Source organism: Streptomyces rimosus subsp. rimosus (genome assembly GCF_000720725.1).
In the GTDB taxonomy this organism is placed as follows: Bacteria; Actinomycetota; Actinomycetes; order Streptomycetales; family Streptomycetaceae; genus Streptomyces; species Streptomyces rimosus_A.
In genome coordinates this window covers 41,410-59,941 of the sequence record NZ_JOCQ01000036.1, presented here as the reverse complement: position 1 = coordinate 59,941, position 18,532 = coordinate 41,410, and the positions used below count along the sequence as shown (strand labels likewise).

The following is an 18,532-nucleotide window of genomic DNA, read 5'->3' as shown; positions in this document are numbered from 1 at the left end:
GCGACGCTCCGACCTGGGCTGCTCCTACCTGACACAGCCATTGGTCTGGACCGAAAGTGACCAATCCGTCCCCTGAATGAGACATCTGTGACTCCTTCCGTCACATAGTGTCCGGACACGCACGGTGTGTCTGACCTGGGGAGGGACTGTGCGTACGGCTGCGAAGTGCGTGGTCGGCGGGGTGACCGCCGCGGTGGTGGGCCTGGTCGGCGTGGGGGCCTACAACGTCTACGAGGCGTTCGCCGGTGAGGGCGCGGGATCGTCCGGAACATCCGCCGGTACCACCGCGTCCAGACAGACCGGACCCCCGTCCGAGGAAGAAATACGTGACACGGCGCGCGGCTTCCTCGCCGCCTGGAGCAAGGGCGACGTGGAGTCCGCCGCGCTCCTCACGGACAACGCCGCGGGCGCGCGCCAGGCCCTGACCGGATTCCGTGACGAAGCGCATGTGTCGAAGGTGACGTTCGAGGCCGGCAAGGCCGGCGACGCGAAGGTGCCGTTCCACATCACCGCCGAGCTGACGGTCGGCAAGGGTGACGAGGCGAAACACGCGACCTGGGCGTACGACTCCGCGCTGCACGTCGTACGCGGCAAGACCACCGGCAAGGCCCTCGTCGACTGGCAGCCCGGCGTGGTCCACCCCGACCTGCGGCGCGGCGAGAGCCTGCGGACCGGCTCGGACGGCGCGCCGCCCATCAAGGCGGTCGACCGCAACGGCACCGAACTCGACGGCGCCGACCTCCCGTCGCTCGGCGCCATCCTGCCCGCCCTCCGGGAGAGTTACGGGGAGAAGGCGGGCGGCGTCCAGGGCATCGAGGTGCGCGTCGTGAGTGAGGGGGGCGAGCCGGGCAAGACGCTGCACACCATCGTCAAGGGCCGGGCCGGAACGCTCCGCACGACGCTGGACGCCAACGTGCAGCGGGCCGCCGAGGCGGCGGTCAAGGACTACCGCGAAGCGTCCGTCGTCGTGGTCAAGCCGGGCAGCGGGGACATCCTCGCGGTCGCCAACCACCGCTCGGACCAGTTCAACGCGGCGTTCCAGGGGCGGCTGGCGCCCGGTTCCACGATGAAGGTCGTGACCGCCGCGATGCTCATGGAGAAAGGCCTGGTCTCCGCGGGCAAGGGCGTGGAGTGCCCGAAGTACGCCTCGGCGGGCGGGCGGTCCTTCCACAACCAGGGCATGTTCCAGATCAACGGCGGTACGTTCGCCGACAGTTTCGCGCGCTCCTGCAACACCGCCTTCATCGGCCTGGCCGACCGGATCTCGGGCGCGGACCTGAGCGGCGAGGCGCAGGAGGTCTTCGGGCTGGGCAAGGACTGGAAGGTCGGGATACCGACGTTCGACGGCAGCGTGCCGCAGAGCGACGGCCCCGACACCCCGGCGGCCCTGATCGGCCAGGGCCGCGTCCAGGCCAACCCGCTGAACATGGCGTCCGTCGCCGCCACCGCCAAGGCCGGATACTTCTCCCAGCCCATCCTGGTCGACCGCGAGTTGGACGACCGGCCGGTCGCGCGAGCGGGCCGGGCGCTGCCGTCCTCGGTCGCCGCGCAGCTGCGGGCCATGATGCGGCGCACGGCCGTCAGCGGCACCGGCGCGCGGGCGATGGCCGGACTCGGCGGCGACATCGGCGCCAAGACCGGTTCGGCGGAGGCCGACGGCCAGGGTGACGCCAACAGTTGGTTCCTCGGTTACCGCAACGACGCCGCGGCGGCCGCGGTCGTCCAGCAGGGTGGCCACGGCGGCGACGCGGCGGGACCGATTGTCCGAAGGGTGCTCGCGGCGAGCCGCTGAGGGGAAGGGTCGACACTGGGGCGTGCCCGCGTCGGGGCCTGCCCGCAGCCCGGGGGCGGACGCCCCCGGGCGTCGACGAAACGGGAGGACCCCTCGTGCGCGTACGTTCCGCGGTTGTCCGTGTCACCGCAGCAGTGCTGGCCGTCGGCTGTATCACGGCGTGCGCCGACGGAGCCCCGACGGCGGCACCGGACCCGACGGCCCCGACCGCGCGGGACTCGGCCCGGGCCGGCGCGCCGAACGGGCCGGCCGGCGCTGCCGGGGGCGCGGGAACAACCGCCGCCTCGGTCCGCGCGGGCGCGTCATGCACGGACAGCAAATGTACGGACAACTCGCCCGCGAGCGGAAGCGAAAACCGCCCGGGGGCGGGCCGCGGCCACGCCTGCTCCCCGTCCGTCTCCATCGACCGCTACTCCGACGCCCTGGACAAGACCACCTTCCAGGGCACCTTCGTCGGCAACCTTTCCGCCCTCGCCCGCGACACCGACGGCTCCATCGCCGCCGTATCCGACCGTTCCGTACTGATCGGCCTGAGCGGGCGGACCCACCGGCCCGTACGGACAGCCAAGATCACCGACGAGAAGGGCGCCGTCCTCGACGCCGAGGGCCTGGCCGTCGAGCCGGGCGGCACCTACCTCGTCTCGTCCGAGACCGAGCCTTCCGTACGGCGTTACGACCGTTCCGGCACGCTCCTCGGACGCCTGCCCGTCCCCGACGCCCTACGGGTCGCGCCGGCCGGGCGGGCCCAGAGCAACCAGACTTTCGAGGGCCTTGCCCTCAGGCCCGGCGGCGGCACGCTCACCGCCGCCATGGAAGGACAGCTCACCGGCGACGGCAAGGACACGGCGGGCCGCCCGCTGGTGCGCTTCCAGACCTGGCAGCGGCGTGGTGCCCGGCCGGGCGCCGTGGCGCCCCGGCCCGGCTCCGCGTCGTACGGGTCCGGACCCGCTCCGTACCGGCTCGCCAAGCAGTACGCGTATCCGGTGGACGCCGGACTCGGCGTCTCCGAAATCGCCGCTCTCACCGACGGCCGGCTCCTCGTTCTGGAACGCGGCTTCACGGCCGGCGTCGGCAACACCGTGCGCCTCTACCTCGCCGACCCGCGTCGCGCCGCCGACGTCAGCGGCGTCACGGAGTTGCCCGGCGGCAAGACCGTCCGCCCCGCCCACAAAAAACTCCTCGCCGACCTCGGTGCCTGCCCCTCCCTGGGCGCCCCCGCCCACCAGCCGCAGACCAATCCGCTGCTGGACAACATCGAAGGCATGACGGTCACCGGCCGCGCCCCCGGCGGACGGCTGCGCCTCCTCCTGGTCAGCGACGACAACGAGAGCCCGAAGCAGACCACCCGCCTCTACGAGCTGACGGTGCGCCCCGGCGGCCACTGAGCCTTCCGTCTCCGTACGTCACCGCCGGCGCCCCGAAATGTTGCAGCGGGATGAAATCCGCTGCCCACAGCGTTGGTGCCTCCTGGTGAACGACGAGATGCGGGAGGCAGTGCGTGACGGGGACGGGGACCGAACCATCGAGACAGGGCGGCTGGGCGCGGCGGCTGACACGGCTGTGCTGGCAGTACAAGAAGGACGTACTGCTCGCGCTCGGCTCGTCACTCGCCGGAATGGGCGTGATGGCCCTGGTCCCGCTCATCCCGAAACTGATCATCGACGATGTGATCGTCAGCCATGAACGCCCCCTCGCACCCTGGGCGACCCTGCTGATCGTCGCCGCGCTCGCCGTCTACGGACTGACGTACGTCCGCCGCTACTACGGCGGACGGCTCGCCCTCGACGTCCAGCACGACCTGCGCACCAGGATGTTCCGGTCGATCGCGCGGCTGGACGGGCACCGGCAGGACGAGCTGAGCACCGGCCAGGTCGTCGGCCGCGCCACCAGCGACCTGCAGCTGATCCAGAGCCTGCTGTTCATGCTCCCGATGATGATCGGGAACGTGCTGCTCTTTGCGATCTCCCTGGTCGTGATGGTGGTGCTCTCCCCGATGCTCACCGTCGTCGCGCTCGCCGTCGCCCCCGCGCTGTGGTTCATCGCCCAGCGCAGCCGCAACCGCCTCTACCCCGCCACCTGGTACGCCCAGGGACAGGCCGCCGCCGTCGCGGGCGTCGTCGACGGCGCGGTCTCCGGCGTCCGCGTCGTCAAGGGCTTCGGCCAGGAGGAGCAGGAGGCCGGCAAACTGCGCACGGTCAGCCGCCGCCTGTTCGCCGGCCGGCTCCGTACCGTACGGCTCAACGCCCGCTACACCCCCGCCCTCCAGGCCGTGCCGTCCCTCGGCCAGGTCGCCATGCTGGCCCTCGGCGGCTGGCTGGCCACCAACGGGCAGATCACCCTCGGAACCTTCGTCGCCTTCTCCACCTACCTCGCCCAGCTCGTCGCGCCGGTGCGGATGCTCGCGATGATGCTGACCGTCGGGCAGCAGGCACGGGCCGGCGTGGAGCGGGTCTTCGAGCTGGTCGACACCGAACCGGTCATCGAGGAGCGCCCGGACGCGCACGAACTGCCCGCCGACGCGCCCGCCACGGTCGAGTTCGAAAACGTCTCTTTCGGCTACGGCAACGGCCGCCCCGTCCTGGAGGACTTCTCGCTGCGCATCGAGCCCGGCGAGACCGTCGCCGTCGTCGGCACGTCCGGCAGCGGCAAGTCCACCGTCTCACTGCTGCTGCCGCGCTTCTACGACGCGACCGCCGGCCGCGTCCTGGTCGGCGGCCACGACGTACGCGACCTTTCCCTGGGATCGCTGCGCGCCGCCATCGGCCTCGTACCGGAGAACAGCTTCCTGTTCTCCGACTCCCTGCGCGACAACATCGCCTACGGAACGCCGGACGCCACCGACGAGCAGATACGTATCGCCGCGCGTGCCGCACAGGCCGACGGGTTCATATCCGCCCTGCCGGACGGGTACGGCACCGAGGTTGGCGAGCAGGGCCTGACCCTCTCCGGCGGACAGCGCCAGCGGGTCGCGCTGGCACGCGCGATCCTCACCGACCCGCGTCTGCTGGTTCTGGACGACGCGACCTCCGCCGTGGACGCCCGGGTCGAGCACGAGATCCACGAGGCGCTGCGCGGCGTGATGGCGGGCCGTACGACGCTGCTGATCGCGCACCGCGCCTCCACCCTCGCCCTCGCCGACCGCGTCGCCGTCCTGGACGGCGGCCGGCTGGTCGACATCGGTACGCGCGAGGAGCTGGAGGACCGCTGCGAGCTGTACCGCCGGCTGCTGACCGACCCGGAGGAACTGGGCGGCACCGACCGCGACCCGGCGGGCACGACGCCCGGGAACCCCACTCCCGACCACCGCGTCCAGGGCATCACCCCCGAACTGTGGGACCGCACCGGCAAGGAAAAGAACACCGGCCCCGGCACCGGAGCAGCCGACGCGGCCCCCGGCATGCCCGCCACCCCCGAACTCCTCGCCCAGGTCGCCGCGCTCCCACCCGCGACCGAGACCCCCGACATCGACGAGGAACGGGCCGCCCGCCCCGAGAAGTCCTACGGGCTGCGGCGCCTCCTGCGCGGATTCGGCGGCCCGCTCGCCCTCGCCCTCGCGCTGGTCGCCGTGGACGCCGTGGCCGGACTGCTGCTCCCCGTCCTCATCCGGCACGGCATCGACGACGGCGTACGGCGCGCGCAGCTGGCCGGCGTCTGGACGGCCGCCGGACTGGCCCTGTTCGTCGTACTCGCCCAGTGGGCGGCCCAGGTCGGCTCGAACCGCATGACGGGCCGCACCGGCGAACGCGTCCTGTACTCACTGCGCGTCAAGATCTTCGCGCAGCTCCAGCGCCTCGGCCTCGACTACTACGAGCGCGAGCTCACCGGCAAGATCATGACGCGGATGACGACGGACGTGGACGCCCTGTCCACGTTCCTGCAGACCGGCCTGGTCACCGCCGTCGTCTCCGTCCTGACCTTCTTCGGCATCCTCGTCGCCCTCCTGGTCATCGACGTCCAGCTGGCCCTGGTCGTCTTCGCCACCCTCCCGCCGCTGATCATCGGTACGTACTTCTTCCGCAAGCAGAGCGTCAAGGCGTACGAACTGGCCCGCGAACGCATCAGCGTCGTCAACGGCGATCTCCAGGAGAGCGTCGCCGGCCTGCGCATCGTGCAGGCCTTCCGCCGCGAGCGCAGCGGCGCCGACCGGTTCGCGGAGCGCAGCCACGCCTACCGCGCGGCCCGGGTCCGCGGCCAGTTCCTGATCTCCGTCTACTTCCCGTTCGTCCAGCTGCTGTCCTCCGCCGCCGCGGCGCTCGTCCTGATCGTCGGCGCCGGACGGGTCGGCGCGGGCACCCTCACGGCGGGCGCGCTGGTCGCCTACCTGCTCTACATCGACCTGTTCTTCGCCCCCGTACAGCAGCTCTCGCAGGTGTTCGACGGCTACCAGCAGGCCGCCGTCTCCCTCGGCCGCATCCAGGAACTCCTGCGCGAACCGACCACCACGCCCCAGGCCGAGCGGCCGCGCGCGGTGAGCGAGCTGGCAGGCGAGATCGTCTTCGACGACGTGCACTTCCGGTACGGCGGTACGGACGAGCCGGGCGCCGACGCCTCCCCGGGGGCCGGCGTCCCCGACGGCTCCGGCAGCTCCGACGTCACGGCGCTGTCCGGCATCAGCCTGACCATCCCCGCCGGGCAGACCGTCGCCTTCGTCGGCGAGACCGGCGCGGGCAAGTCCACGCTGGTCAAGCTGGTGGCGCGGTTCTACGACCCGACCTCGGGCGCCGTCCGCGTCGACGGCACCGACCTGCGCGAACTGGACCTCACCGGCTACCGGCACCGCCTCGGCGTCGTCCCGCAGGAGTCCTACCTGTTCGCCGGTACGGTCCGCGACGCCATCGCCTACGGGCGGCCGGACGCCACCGACGCCGAGGTGGAGGCCGCGGCCCGCGCGGTCGGCGCGCACGACATGATCGCCGGGCTGGACGGCGGATACCTCCACGAGGTCGCCGAACGCGGCCGCAACCTCTCCGCCGGCCAGCGCCAGCTGCTCGCCCTCGCCCGCGCCGAACTCGTCGACCCCGACATCCTGTTGCTCGACGAGGCCACCGCCGCCCTCGACCTGGCCACCGAATCCGCCGTCAACGAGGCCACGGACCGGCTGTCCGGACGCCGTACGACACTCGTCGTCGCACATCGCCTGACCACCGCGGCCCGCGCCGACCGGGTCGTGGTCCTGGACCACGGTCGCGTCGCCGAGGACGGCACCCATGCGCAACTCCTGGCCCGCGGCGGCCGGTACGCCGAACTCTGGCGGACATTCACGGGCGAGGAGGAGTCGGTGGCGGCCTGACGTACCACCGCGGCGACCTGCCGGCGGACTGCCGCGACCCGCCTCGGCCCTTGCGGGGAACGGCCGTTGATCACCGGTACGGCAGTTCGCCGCCTGCCGTGGCGACGGTTCGCCGACCGCTCCGACGACGGTCCCACCGGCCTCCTGTGAAAAAAGGGGGCTGGTGGGACCGTTGTCGCGCCGATAGGTTCACCCCGACCTTTGCTATCCCAAGGGGAGGGTGCATGCGCAAGGCCATCAGATGCCTGCTGTCACTCGCGGTGCTCATAGGCACGGCGAGTGCCGGCACGGCGTCGGCGACGGCGGCCACCGCCGCGAAGCCGAAGGCGACCGACATCAAGGACCGGATCCTGGCGATCCCGGGGATGAGTCTCGTCCAGGAGAAGCCGGCCGACGGCTACCGCTTCTTCGTCCTGAACTACACCCAGCCGATCGATCACCAGCACCCCTCCAAGGGGACCTTCCAGCAGCGGCTGACCCTGCTGCACAAGTCCGTCGACCGGCCGACGGTCTTCTTCACCTCCGGCTACAACGTCAGCACCGACGTGCGGCGCAGCGAGCCGACGCAGATCATCGACGGCAACCAGGTGTCGATGGAGTACCGCTTCTTCACACCGTCGCGGCCCCAGCCCGCCGACTGGAAGAAGCTCAACATCCGGCAGGCGGCCAACGATCAGCACCGCATCTTCGAGGCGCTGCACAAGATCTACGACCAGAACTGGATCGCCACGGGCGGCAGCAAGGGCGGCATGACCGCCACGTACTACCGCCGCTTCTTCCCGGACGACATGGACGGCACGGTCGCCTACGTCGCGCCGAACGACGTGAACAACGACGAGGACTCGGCGTACGACCGGTTCTTCCGCACCGTCGGCACCGCGCAGTGCCGCAAGGACCTCGCCACGCTGGAGCGCGAGGCGCTGCTGCGCCGCGGCGAGATGGTCAAGCGCTACACGCAGTGGGCGAAGGAGAACAAGCAGACCTTCAAGGTCGTCGGCAACGTCGACAAGGCCTACGAGGTTCTGGTCACGGACCTGGTCTTCGGCTTCTGGCAGTACCAGCCGGCCGCGACCGCCTGCGCCGAGGTGCCCAAGAAGACCGCCTCCACGGACGAACTGTGGAAGTGGATCGACAAGATCGGCGGCTTCGACAGCTACACCGACCAGGGCCTTGAGACCAACATGCCGTACTACTACCAGGCGGGCACCCAGCTCGGTGAGCCCGGCTACAAGTACGACCACCTCAAGGACCTGCTGCGCTACCCGGGCATCAACAACTCCCGGACCTTCGTGCCGCGCAACATCCCCATGAAGTTCGAGAAGAACGCGATGCGCGACGTCGACCGGTGGGTGCGCCACAACGCGGAGCACATGATGTTCGTGAACGGCGAGTGGGACCCGTGGAGCTCCGAGCCGTTCCGGCTGGGCTCCGGCTCCGAGGACTCGTACGTCTTCAAGGTGCCGGGCGGCAACCACGGTTCGAACATCGCGAAGCTGCGGGAGGCCGACCGCAAGAAGGCGACCGAGCGGCTGCTGGAGTGGGCGGGCCTCGACGTGGCACCGGGTGCCAAGGTCACGCCGCAAGCTCCGTTCGACAAGAAGCTGGACAAGCGGGACGACACGCGGCTGCAGATGCTGCGTCCGTGACGCGGAACGGCTGACCGGCCGGCCCGACGAGGGCCGCCGGTGCCGGGCCGGGAGCGCGCTGTTCCGCGGAGCCGCGCCCTTCTCCGGTCCGGGTGGACTACAGGCGGCGGGCGCACCCGATCGGTGCCCCGCCGCCTAGTTGTACGTACATTTCTGTGTCGGCCGGACAGGACGCGCGGGCGCGCACTGCGGCCGTTACCCGGTACCGCGGCGCGCGGGGTCCCGTTCCGTCGCAAGCGGTTTCTTTCACCTCGCCCTGCCGCAGCCGGCTGAGGCAGTCGCCGACGATGGTGCGCGGGCCGCCGCCCCCGCCCGGGTCGCCGGGATGCGGCGCCTCCAGGTTGCGCATGCACGCGTACCCCTGCGGTACCGCACCGTCGCCGTCCTCGTCGGAGGACGGCCGGTGTTCGCTGATGTGCAGGACGAAGTCCGTACGCTCCGGGCACAGCGGCCCCTGAGCCTGCGGCCCGTCGTACCGGGTCAGCACCAGAGCCGCGGCCTTCTCGCTACGGCAGGACACCTGATGGAAGACGGTGCGTCCGCGAGTGCTGCACGTACCGCGGGCGAGGAACGTTGCTGTCGGCGAAGGCGACGAGGCCATCGCGCCGCCGTTCCTGTCGGCAACCGCGCCGCCTCCACGCTGACAGGCGGGCAGCGCCGTGAGCAGCAACGCCACCGCACAGCCCAGCGCCCCGCCGCCGTACCGCCTGAACCCGCGCATCGCGGCCCCCTGTGTCCCCCCGGTGCGTACGGACCAGCGTGTCCCGTGCATTCGGGAGCACGCCAGGCGTAACGGACGCATTGCGCACGGGGTACGGGGCGCGCAGTACGAACTGCTCCGGGTCCGGCGGTACACCGGCCGTACGAGGGAAGCGCGGGAGCCGTACGAGATTCCGCATCCGGCACCCCGTACGGCCGTTGCCCCCGTTCCGTTCAGCTGCTCAATACGACAGGCCGTACCCGACCGGGTGGAGCACCGTGCCCGGCGCGTCGGCACGCATCACCGGGACCGGCAGCTTCCCCTCCGGGTCGCGTCGGCCGGCGATCACGCGTGCGGCGGCCCGCAGTTCCACGTCCGTCCACGAGTAAGCGGCCAGACCTGCCCGTACGCCCGGCAGGTGCGCGATGTCGTACGGGTTGCGGACGGCCAGCTGCACGACCGGTTTGCCGGTGGCCAGCAGCGCGTCGACGAGGGCGCGCTGCGACGACGTGGCCGTGACGTTGTACGTCGCCACGACCACCGCGTCCCCTTGCTCCAGCGCAGCCACCGCCTGGCCGATCTGTTCGCGGGTGGGCGCGGTACCGGTGGAGAAGGCGGTGGCCGTGAACCCCAGTTGGTTGAAGGTTTCCGCAAGCACCTTGGTGGGCGGCCCGCCGGTCCCGGACGGCGACGCCGGATCGGCGCCGACGACCAGCAGCCGCCGCTGCGCGCGCCGGGACAGGGGCAGCAGACCGCCGTCGTTGACGAGCAGCGTCGTGGTGCGGTCGGCGATCCGGTCCGCCGTGGCCAGGTGCCGCCGCGTCCCGACCGTACGGTCCACTGCGCGGTGTGTCGTGTACGGATCGTCGAACAGACCGCGCCGCTCCTTGAGCCGCAAGATGCGCAGCAGCTTCTCGTCGATGGCTTCCTCGGTCAGCTCACCCGTCCGCACAGCCTTCAGCACGCCGGCGAAAGCCACGGCGATGTCGGGCGGATTGAGCAACTGATCGACGCCGGCCTTGAGCGCGAGCACCGGCACGCGCTCGTCACCGTACTTGGTCCGTACGCCTTCCATGCCGAGCGAGTCGGTCACCACCACGCCGTCGTAACCGAGGCGTTCGCGCAGGATGCCGGTGAGGATCGGACGGGACAGCGTGGCCGGGTCGCCGCTCGCGTCGAAGGCCGGGACGACGATGTGCGCGGTCATGATCGAATCGATGCCGGCCTCGATGGCGGCCCGGAACGGCGGGGCGTCCAGCCGCTCCCACTCCTCGGCCGTGTGGCGAATCGTGGGCAGGCCGACGTGGCTGTCGGTGTCGGTGTCGCCGTGCCCGGGGAAGTGCTTGGCCGTCGCGGCGACCCCCGCGCTCTGGTAGCCCCGTACCTGGGCGGTGACCAGCCGCGCCACCGCTTCCGGGACCGATCCGAAGGACCGTACGCCGATCACCGGGTTCGCGGCGTTGACATTGACGTCGGCGACCGGCGCGTAGTCCTGCCGGACTCCCATCGCGTACAGCTCCTCGCCGGCGATCCGGCCGGCCGTACGGGCGTCCTCGCGCGAGCGGCCGGCGCCCAGCGCCATCGCGCCGGGGAAGAGCGTGGCGGGCGCGCCGATCCGGGCCACTATCCCGTGCTCCTGGTCGGTGGAGATCAGCAGCGGCACGGGGACGCGCTGTGCGGCGGCGGCCCGCTGGATGCCGTTCGAGAGGTCGGCGATCTGGTGTGGCTCACGGGTGTTGTGGGCCCAGCCGAAATAGATGATGCCGCCGAGGTGGTACTTGACGATCAGCTCGGCAGCGTTGGAGACCCCCATCTCCTTGCGGTTGGCCTCGGCGTCGGCCGGGTCGGGGTCGGTCGCGGAATGTCCGTAGACCCGCATCACGAAGAGCTGCCCGACTTTTTCCTCCAGACTCATCCGCGAGATGAGCCGGGCCACGCGGTTACGGGCGACGGCACCGGTGACGCGTGAGCCGGAGGTGCCGGAGGTGGCGGCATGAACGACGCCGCCGCCCGTACCCATGGCACAGGCGGCGGCTGCGGCGGTGGTCAGGACGGTACGTCTGGAGTGCATCTGCGCTCCTTCCGGAGTGTCTCCTCGCCGAGTGCTGCCCCGGCGGTGTGAAGGAAACTTCCAAGAAGTCACGGATAGTCGGAAAAGTATTGCCGGTCAATGCTCAACGGCTCTGCCAGTCGGGGGAACTGGCGACGCGGAGGAAGAAGGAAGGCGCGTAAGCCGCTGTGCGGCCGGGCACGGGCGCGCGCCGAGCAGTGATCCGCCACCGGCGCGTTGGAGGGGGGTGCACCGGTGGCGGGTGCTGCCGGCCGCAGGCGGCGGAGAGGGTGGTCAGCAACGCAGCCAGCAGCGAGGCCGACACCGCTCTGCGGGGTCACACAGCACACCGTTTTGACGGTCGGCGGCCCGGGTGGGTTCCCCGGTTCGACGCGAATACGGGAAATGGTACGGATGTGGGCGGGATGTGTTCTTGAGGCGGCCTCGGGCCTCCCGGACAAGGATGCCGACGGCATCGCAGCGGGGCGTATGTGCGTACGGCCTGGCGCACGCCTCGGCGCCTTGCAGCCGCACATACGCCAGGCAACACTCTGAATGGAAGCTTTCAGGAGGTCGCCGACGCCACCAGCTGCTCCAAGTGCTCGCGTCCCGCGCTGAGCAGTCCGGGCAGTTCGGCGGCTCGTGGATACCAGCGCTTCTCGTACTCCCAGCACAGCCAGCCGCCCCACTGCGCGCGGGCGAGCGCGCCGATGCAGTCGGCCAGCGGAACCGTGCCGGCGCCGAGCGGCAGCGGAGCGGTGTCCTCGGTGGAGACGACATCCTTGACCTGTACAAAGCCGAGATACGGGGCGAGACCGGCGTACGTGTCGACCGGGTCCTCGTCGGCGAGCCACGGGTGGAGCACGTCCCACAGCGCACCGATGTTCCGGTGGCCCACGGGGCCCAGTACGCGTGCCGCGTCGGCGCCCCGGGGATGCGAGTCGTGCGTCTCCAGGAGGACGCGCACGTCCCGCTCGGCCGCGAACGGCGCGACCGCGGCCAGGTGCCGGGCCGCGTCCGCATCGGCCTCGCCGACGGGCCGGTCACCACCGCCGGGGAACACCCGCACGAACTGCGCACCCAGGTCCGAAGCGAGCACGACCAGCTCGGTCAGCTCCGCCGCCAGCTCCTCCTCCCCGCGTTCGTCATGGGCGGCTGCCACCCGTGCGTACCCGGACACCGCGAGGATCTCCACCCCGGCCTCGGCGAACTGCTCACGCACCGCGGCCCGTTCCCGCAGGCCGATGCGCGGATGCACCTGTTCCTCGGGATGAGCCCGCAGCTCCACCCCGCCGAATCCGGCGCCGGCCGCCAGCCGCACGACCTCGCCCACCGGCATCCCGGGCACTCCGAGTGTCGAGAACGCATATCGCATATCGCTCATGAGAACCATGTGAACACAGATCAGAGCGGCAAACGCCAGTCCTGACCGACAAGCTCCCTACCGAAACTGCGGTGCGGCTTCTCCGCGGTCAGCTCGAAGCCGGCCCGCTCGTACAGGACGCGTGCCGCACTCAGTACGGAGTTCGTCCACAGCACCAGCTCGCGGTAACCGTTCTCGCGGGCGAATCCGACACAAGCGGTGACGAGGGCCTGACCGACGCCGCGTCCGCGCGCCTCCGGCTCGACGAGGAGAAGCCGCAGCCGGGCCGTACGCGGCGGTGCCCCGTTCGTCTCCCGGGGCACCGCTGCGATCCCGTCCCGTACGCACATGACCGCGCCGACCCGTTCGCCGCCCAGCTCGGCGATCCACGTGCGGTCCCACAGCGGGTCGTAATGCTCGGCGTACTCGGCGACGATCCGAGCCACCAGCGCTTCGTAACTGAGGTCGAAGCCGTACTCCCGCGCATACAGGTCGGCGTTGCGCTGCACCATCCAGCCGAGATCACCGGGTTCGGGGCCACGCAGCCGCAACACGGGCGCCGACCGCTCCGCCGCATCGCCGAGCAGTCCCCGTATGGCCGTCATCGCATTCAGCAACCGCGCTCGGTCGGGAGCGGAAAGGTGCCTGAGAAGCGTCCCCGCGGAGTCGCGCGATCGCTCCTCCAGGAGATCCGCGGCCGCGCGGCCGTGTTCGGTGAGGGTGATGCGCTGCCGTCGGCCGTCCCGCTCCGAGGGGCCGCGGGTGATCAGCCCGCTCTCCTCGAACCTGGTGAGCAGCCTGCTGAGGTAACCCGCGTCCAGGGAGAGCGCACTGCGCAGGTCGGCGGCGTCCACGCGGTGACCGTGGGAGATCTCGTACAGGACGCGGGCTTCGGTGAGGGTGTACGGGGTGTAGAGGTGACGGCCGTAGTCGAGGGCGCCTATGAGGTTCGTGTAGAAGCGGTTGAAGCTGCGGACCCGCTGGACCTCTCGCCCTGTCATGGCGCTCCCCGCCTTACCGTTGACCCAGTCAAGGTTGACTGAGTCAAGAGTAGGGAGAAGAAGTCGATTCGCGCACCATCAAGTCCCCGCAAAGAGTGGCGATTTCTCCTGGAGGAGGCGTCTCGCGCCCCGTCGCCAGCCGTCCGGCTCGCGCGCCGGCTTCCTGGAGCGGCAGCCGTACGGTGGTGAGAGCCGGGGCGGCATCCGCGCTGAACGGCAGGTCGTCGAAGCCCGCCACGGAGATGTCGCCGGGTACCCGCAGCCCGCGGTCGCGCAGGGCGGCGCACACGCCGAGCGCAGCGGTGTCGTTGGCCGCGATGACAGCTGTCAAAGCTGGGTCGCGACGAAGTAGTTCCAGCGCGGCGTCGTAACCGGCGGCGCGGTCGTAGGCGCCGTGGACGGTGCGGTGGGCCGGGTCCGGGATGTCGTGCGCGGTGAGGGCGGCGCGGTGGCCCTCCAGGCGGTGGCGGGTGGTGGTACGGCCGACGGGCCCGGCAATGTAGCCGATGTGCCGGTGCCCGAGCGAAATCAGGTGCTCGGTGAGCCGCTGGGCACCGCCGCGGTTGTCGAAGGCGAGGGTGATGGGGGAGGGGGCGGTGGGGACTTTCCGGATGGCGCGCTGGAGGATTCGCGCCTCCAGGTCGGTACGAGGCCCAGCGGTCGCCTTGGGCTTCCGGGCATCGGCCTCCGGGCCCAGGGGCGGGCGGCCGCACAGCACCACCCGGGTGCCGGCCGCGGCCAGGCGCCTCAGCGCGGCGGTCACGGCCGCGGCGTGACCGGCGTCCTCCACCGCGCCGCCGGTCAGTACGACGGCGGCCGCGCGTTGGCGCTGGAGCAGCGTGAGGTACGTCAGCTCACGCTCCGGGGAGCCTCCGGTGTTGCAGACCACGGCCAGTTTTTCACCGGCCGGTACGAGCGCGGGGCCGGCACCCGGGCGACGGCGCGTGCCGCTGTCACCCGTTCGGGGGTTCGTCCCGCTGCCGATGTGCTGTCCCGTACCAGCGCTCATCTCGGACTGCACGGCCGAGGCGATGATTCCGAAGAACGGGTCGGCGATGTCGTTGACGAGGATGCCCACCAGGTCGGAAGTAGCGGCTGCCAGCGCGCTGGCCGGGCCGTTGACCACGTATTCCAGGTCTGCCACGGCGCGCAGCACCCGGGCGCGGGTGTTCTCGGCAACCGGGTAGTTGCCGCTCAGCACGCGCGAGACGGTCGCCGTCGAGACCCCCGCCCGCGCCGCGACATCCGCCAGCGTCACTGCCATCGATCGCCCCACCCCATGTCGTGCCTCTTGTCCCTGCCTTGCGCCGCAGGCTAGCTTCTCTCGCGATAGAAAGCGCTTGCTACGCGTTTCGGATGCGCGCTCGCTGCCGTCCTGCTCACCGTTGTCGTCCGCTCGCCGTGCGCGCCCGGTGCCCGCATCGCGCCCGTCGCGCGAGCCGAGTTCTCCAGAAGGGCCGGGCCGTGACACGCAAGACCGTACGCATCGCCATGAACGGTGTGACCGGGCGCATGGGCTACCGCCAGCATCTGGTCCGCTCCATCCTTGCGCTGCAGGAACAAGGCGGCCTGGACCTCGGCGACGGCACAGTGATCTGGCCTGAGCCGGTCCTCGTCGGCCGTACAGAGCACAAGCTGCGGGCACTGGCCGAGCGTCACGGACTGGCGCACTGGAGCACGGACCTGGATGCGGTGCTCGCGGACGACAGCATCGACATCTACTTCGATGCCCAGGTCACCGCTGCCCGTGAGGAAGCGGTGAAGAATGCGATTGCTGCCGGAAAGCACTTGTACTGCGAGAAGCCGACCGCCACCGGGCTCGACGGAGCACTGGAACTGGCTCGGCTGGCCGACGAAGCCGGCGTCAAACACGGTGTCGTCCAGGACAAGCTCTTCCTGCCCGGCCTGCTCAAACTCCGTCGCCTGGTCGAGGGCGGCTTCTTCGGCCGCATTCTGTCCGTACGGGGCGAGTTCGGCTACTGGGTCTTCGAGGGCGACTGGCAGTCGGCGCAGCGCCCTTCGTGGAACTATCGCGCCGAGGACGGCGGCGGCATCGCGGTCGACATGTTCCCGCACTGGGAGTACGTCCTGCACGAACTCTTCGGGTGCGTACGGACCGTACAAGCGCAGGTCACCACACACGTACCGCGCCGCTGGGACGAGAACGGCAAGTCGTACGAGGCCACCGCGGACGACGCCGCCTACGGCATCTTCCAGCTGGACGGCGGCATCGTCGCACAGATCAACTCCTCGTGGTCGGTGCGGGTCCACCGGGACGAACTTGTCGAGTTCCAGGTTGACGGGACGGAAGGCTCAGCCGTCGCGGGAGTGCGCGGATGCCGCGTCCAGCACCGGGCCGCCACCCCCAAACCGGTCTGGAACCCGGACGTACCGACCACCGATTCCTACCGTGACCAGTGGCAGGTAGTCCCGGACAATGGGGATTTCGGCAACGGCTTCAAGGCGCAGTGGGAGCTGTTTCTGCGCCACGTCGTACGGGACGAGCCCTGGCGCTGGGACCTGGCAGCGGGCGCGCGCGGTGTGCAGCTCGCTGAACTGGGGCTGAAGTCGTCGGCGGAGGGACGCCGCCTGGACGTGCCGGAGCTGGGGCGATGAACGGGTGGGTGAGCAGGCCCGGACCGATGACCGATCCCCTCCGGGCCGAGTCCGACACGGTTCGGGCGCCCGCTGAGCCCCCGAACCGGGCCGCCCCCTTCGTCTCCCGTACCGTCTTCGCCGCCGCCCACGTGGTCGCCGATCCCTTTGCCGACACCACCCCGGACGGCCCCGCCGCCATCGATTGGGATGCCACCCTCGCCTTCCGCCACCACCTGTGGTCGCACGGTCTCGGCGTGGCGGAGGCCATGGACACCGCGCAGCGTGGCATGGGGCTGGACTGGGCCTCGGCGTCCGAGCTGATCCTCCGTTCCGCCGCCGAGGCAGCGGCGGTCGGCGGGCGCATCGCTTGCGGTGTCGGCACGGACCAACTGGCAGCACCCTCCGCGAGCCTGGCCGACATCAAGGCCGCCTACGAGGAGCAGTTGTCCCTCGTCGAGGGTGCCGGAGCCCAGGCCATCGTCATGGCGTCCCGGCATCTGGCCGGGGCAGCCGAAAGCCCGGCATCGTACGTGGAGATGTACGGACATCTGCTGCGCCAGGCCGCCCAGCCGGTGATCCTCCATTGGCTCGGCCCCATGTTCGACCCGGCCCTGGAGGGCTACTGGGGCAGTTCGGAACTGGACACCGCGACCGACACGTTCCTGCAGATCATCGCCGAGCACCCCGACAAAGTGGACGGCGTGAAGGTGTCGCTCCTGGATGCGGACCGCGAAATCCAGCTACGCCGCCGCCTCCCGGTCGGTGTGCGGTGCTACACAGGCGACGACTTCCACTACCCCGAGCTGATCGCCGGCGACGAACACGGGCACAGTGACGCCCTCCTAGGTATCTTCGACCCCCTCGCCCCGCTGGCGGCGGATGCCTTACGCCTGCTCGACAGTGGAGACACGGCTGCTTTCCGCAAGCGGCTGGATCCGACCGTCACACTCTCCCGCCACCTCTTCCAGACGCCGACGCGCTACTACAAGACCGGTGTCGTCCTGCTGGCCTGGCTTGCCGGGCACCAGTCGCACTTCACGATGGTGGGCGGCCTCCAATCGGCCAGGTCGCTGCCGCACCTGAAGCGTGCGTACGAACTGGCTGACTCGCTGGGCCTGTTCCCAGACCCTGAACTGGCAGAGTCTCGCATGCGCCAACTGGCTTCGGTACTCGGAGGTGGCTCGGCATGAGTGTCGAATCCCGGGATGTGGCAGAAGAACGAGACGACCTGTTCGCCCGGTTCAGCCTCAACCAGCAGACCGTCAAGCAATGGTCCCTGCCCGCACTCGCCGATGGCTGCGCCCGAGCGGGAGTGCGGGGTGTCGGTCTCTGGCGCGCCCCGGTGCAGGCGTACGGAGCAGCTGCCGCAGCCCGGCTCGTACGGGATGCGGGGCTGGTCGTCACGAGCCTGTGCCGCGGTGGTTTCTTCACCGCTTCCGATCCCAAGGGACGCGCGGACGCGCTGGCCGACAACCGGGCAGCCATCGAGGAGGCGGCCGCGCTCGGCACCGACACCCTCGTCCTCGTCTCCGGCGGGCTGCCGCCCGGCAGTCGCGACTTGCGCGGTGCCCGTGAGCGCGTCGCCGATGCCCTGGGAGAACTGGCGCCGTACGCGGCCAAGGCGGCAGTGCGGCTCGCGATCGAACCGCTGCATCCGATGTACGCGGCGGACCGCTGCGTCGTCTCGACTCTCGCCCAGGCTCTCGACCTGGCCGAACGGTTCCCGGCCGAGCGGGTGGGTGTGGTCGTGGACACCTACCACCTGTGGTGGGACGACACGATCGGCACGCAGATCGAACGCGCGGGCGCTGCCGGACGTATCGCGGCGTTCCAACTCGCCGACTGGGTCACACCCTTGCCCGCGGGGGTGCTGCTCGGGCGCGGCCAGCTCGGCGACGGCGCGGTGGACCTGCGGTGGTTCCGCCAGCGGGTCGACGCCGCCGGCTACCGGGGGCCCATCGAGGTCGAGATCTTCAATCCGTCGCTGTGGGAGCGGCCGGGGAGCGAAGTGCTGGCCGAAGTCGTAGAGCGGTTCACCACCCACATCATGCACACCAGGTAACGAAGAAATAACTCAGCGGATCTGTGCAAC

The 18,532-nt window shown here is 70.7% G+C and carries 12 protein-coding genes; 7 read left to right on the top strand and 5 right to left on the bottom strand.

Annotated elements, in window-relative coordinates; translation table 11 throughout:
* The first annotated feature begins 148 nt into the window (after nt 1-148).
* From IH45_RS0119875 to IH45_RS0119860, 4 genes are all read left to right on the top strand, one after another.
* Complete coding sequence (locus IH45_RS0119875; protein ID WP_030669753.1) at nt 149-1,792, top strand: penicillin-binding transpeptidase domain-containing protein; 1,644 nt, start codon at nt 149-151, stop codon at nt 1,790-1,792.
* A gap of 95 nt (nt 1,793-1,887) precedes the next feature.
* The gene (locus tag IH45_RS0119870) at nt 1,888-3,177 is read left to right on the top strand and encodes an esterase-like activity of phytase family protein (protein WP_030669750.1); all 1,290 of its coding nucleotides are present in this window, start codon (nt 1,888-1,890) and stop codon (nt 3,175-3,177) included.
* 113 nt (nt 3,178-3,290) lie between these two features.
* A complete protein-coding gene (locus IH45_RS0119865) occupies nt 3,291-7,082 on the top strand; it encodes an ABC transporter ATP-binding protein (protein WP_030669748.1) in 3,792 nt (1,263 codons plus the stop codon).
* Between the two features lie 224 nt (nt 7,083-7,306).
* Entirely contained in the window at nt 7,307-8,728 is a 1,422-nt protein-coding gene (locus tag IH45_RS0119860; RefSeq protein ID WP_030669743.1) for a S28 family serine protease, read from the top strand.
* 97 nt (nt 8,729-8,825) lie between these two features.
* On the opposite strand, the gene IH45_RS0119855 is transcribed toward IH45_RS0119860, so the two are convergent.
* The 5 genes from IH45_RS0119855 to IH45_RS0119835 form a co-directional block, all read right to left on the bottom strand.
* Nucleotides 8,826-9,449 carry a hypothetical protein gene (locus IH45_RS0119855; RefSeq protein WP_030669740.1) on the bottom strand — a complete coding sequence of 208 codons (624 nt, stop codon included), beginning with the start codon at nt 9,447-9,449 and terminating at the stop codon, nt 8,826-8,828.
* 220 nt (nt 9,450-9,669) lie between these two features.
* Nucleotides 9,670-11,499, bottom strand: coding sequence for a glycoside hydrolase family 3 protein (locus tag IH45_RS0119850; RefSeq protein ID WP_030669736.1), 1,830 nt, complete (start codon nt 11,497-11,499; stop codon nt 9,670-9,672).
* A gap of 544 nt (nt 11,500-12,043) precedes the next feature.
* Nucleotides 12,044-12,853, bottom strand: a complete 810-nt coding sequence (locus IH45_RS0119845) for a sugar phosphate isomerase/epimerase family protein (RefSeq protein WP_030669734.1) — start codon at nt 12,851-12,853, stop codon at nt 12,044-12,046.
* Between the two features lie 29 nt (nt 12,854-12,882).
* Nucleotides 12,883-13,842, bottom strand: a complete 960-nt coding sequence (locus IH45_RS0119840; protein WP_030669731.1) for a bifunctional helix-turn-helix transcriptional regulator/GNAT family N-acetyltransferase — start codon at nt 13,840-13,842, stop codon at nt 12,883-12,885.
* A gap of 43 nt (nt 13,843-13,885) precedes the next feature.
* Nucleotides 13,886-15,106 carry a LacI family DNA-binding transcriptional regulator gene (locus IH45_RS0119835; RefSeq protein ID WP_030669729.1) on the bottom strand — a complete coding sequence of 407 codons (1,221 nt, stop codon included), beginning with the start codon at nt 15,104-15,106 and terminating at the stop codon, nt 13,886-13,888.
* 200 nt (nt 15,107-15,306) lie between these two features.
* On the opposite strand from IH45_RS0119835, the gene IH45_RS0119830 reads away from it, so the two are divergent.
* The 3 genes from IH45_RS0119830 to IH45_RS0119820 are packed head-to-tail and all read left to right on the top strand — an operon-like array spanning nt 15,307 to nt 18,502.
* Nucleotides 15,307-16,458, top strand: coding sequence for a Gfo/Idh/MocA family protein (locus IH45_RS0119830; RefSeq protein ID WP_030669726.1), 1,152 nt, complete (start codon nt 15,307-15,309; stop codon nt 16,456-16,458).
* A gap of 26 nt (nt 16,459-16,484) precedes the next feature.
* On the top strand, nt 16,485-17,630 hold the full coding sequence (locus IH45_RS0119825) for a dihydrodipicolinate synthase family protein (RefSeq protein WP_050514992.1): 1,146 nt from the start codon (nt 16,485-16,487) through the stop codon (nt 17,628-17,630).
* On the top strand, nt 17,627-18,502 hold the full coding sequence (locus IH45_RS0119820) for a sugar phosphate isomerase/epimerase family protein (protein ID WP_050514991.1): 876 nt from the start codon (nt 17,627-17,629) through the stop codon (nt 18,500-18,502). The genes IH45_RS0119825 and IH45_RS0119820 overlap by 4 nt, the downstream gene beginning before the upstream one ends.
* Nucleotides 18,503-18,532: the final 30 nt, after the last annotated feature.

Excerpts from the sequence above, each read along its gene's own strand:
- IH45_RS0119860 (WP_030669743.1), top strand. The coding sequence starts at position 7,307 with ATGCGCAAGGCCATCAGATGCCTGCTGTCACTCGCGGTGCTCATAGGC.
- IH45_RS0119855 (WP_030669740.1), bottom strand. The coding sequence starts at position 9,449 with ATGCGCGGGTTCAGGCGGTACGGCGGCGGGGCGCTGGGCTGTGCGGTG.
- IH45_RS0119850 (WP_030669736.1), bottom strand. The coding sequence starts at position 11,499 with ATGCACTCCAGACGTACCGTCCTGACCACCGCCGCAGCCGCCGCCTGT.
- IH45_RS0119845 (WP_030669734.1), bottom strand. The coding sequence starts at position 12,853 with ATGCGATATGCGTTCTCGACACTCGGAGTGCCCGGGATGCCGGTGGGC.
- IH45_RS0119840 (WP_030669731.1), bottom strand. The coding sequence starts at position 13,842 with ATGACAGGGCGAGAGGTCCAGCGGGTCCGCAGCTTCAACCGCTTCTAC.
- IH45_RS0119835 (WP_030669729.1), bottom strand. The coding sequence starts at position 15,106 with ATGGCAGTGACGCTGGCGGATGTCGCGGCGCGGGCGGGGGTCTCGACG.
- IH45_RS0119825 (WP_050514992.1), top strand. The coding sequence starts at position 16,485 with ATGACCGATCCCCTCCGGGCCGAGTCCGACACGGTTCGGGCGCCCGCT.
- IH45_RS0119820 (WP_050514991.1), top strand. The coding sequence starts at position 17,627 with ATGAGTGTCGAATCCCGGGATGTGGCAGAAGAACGAGACGACCTGTTC.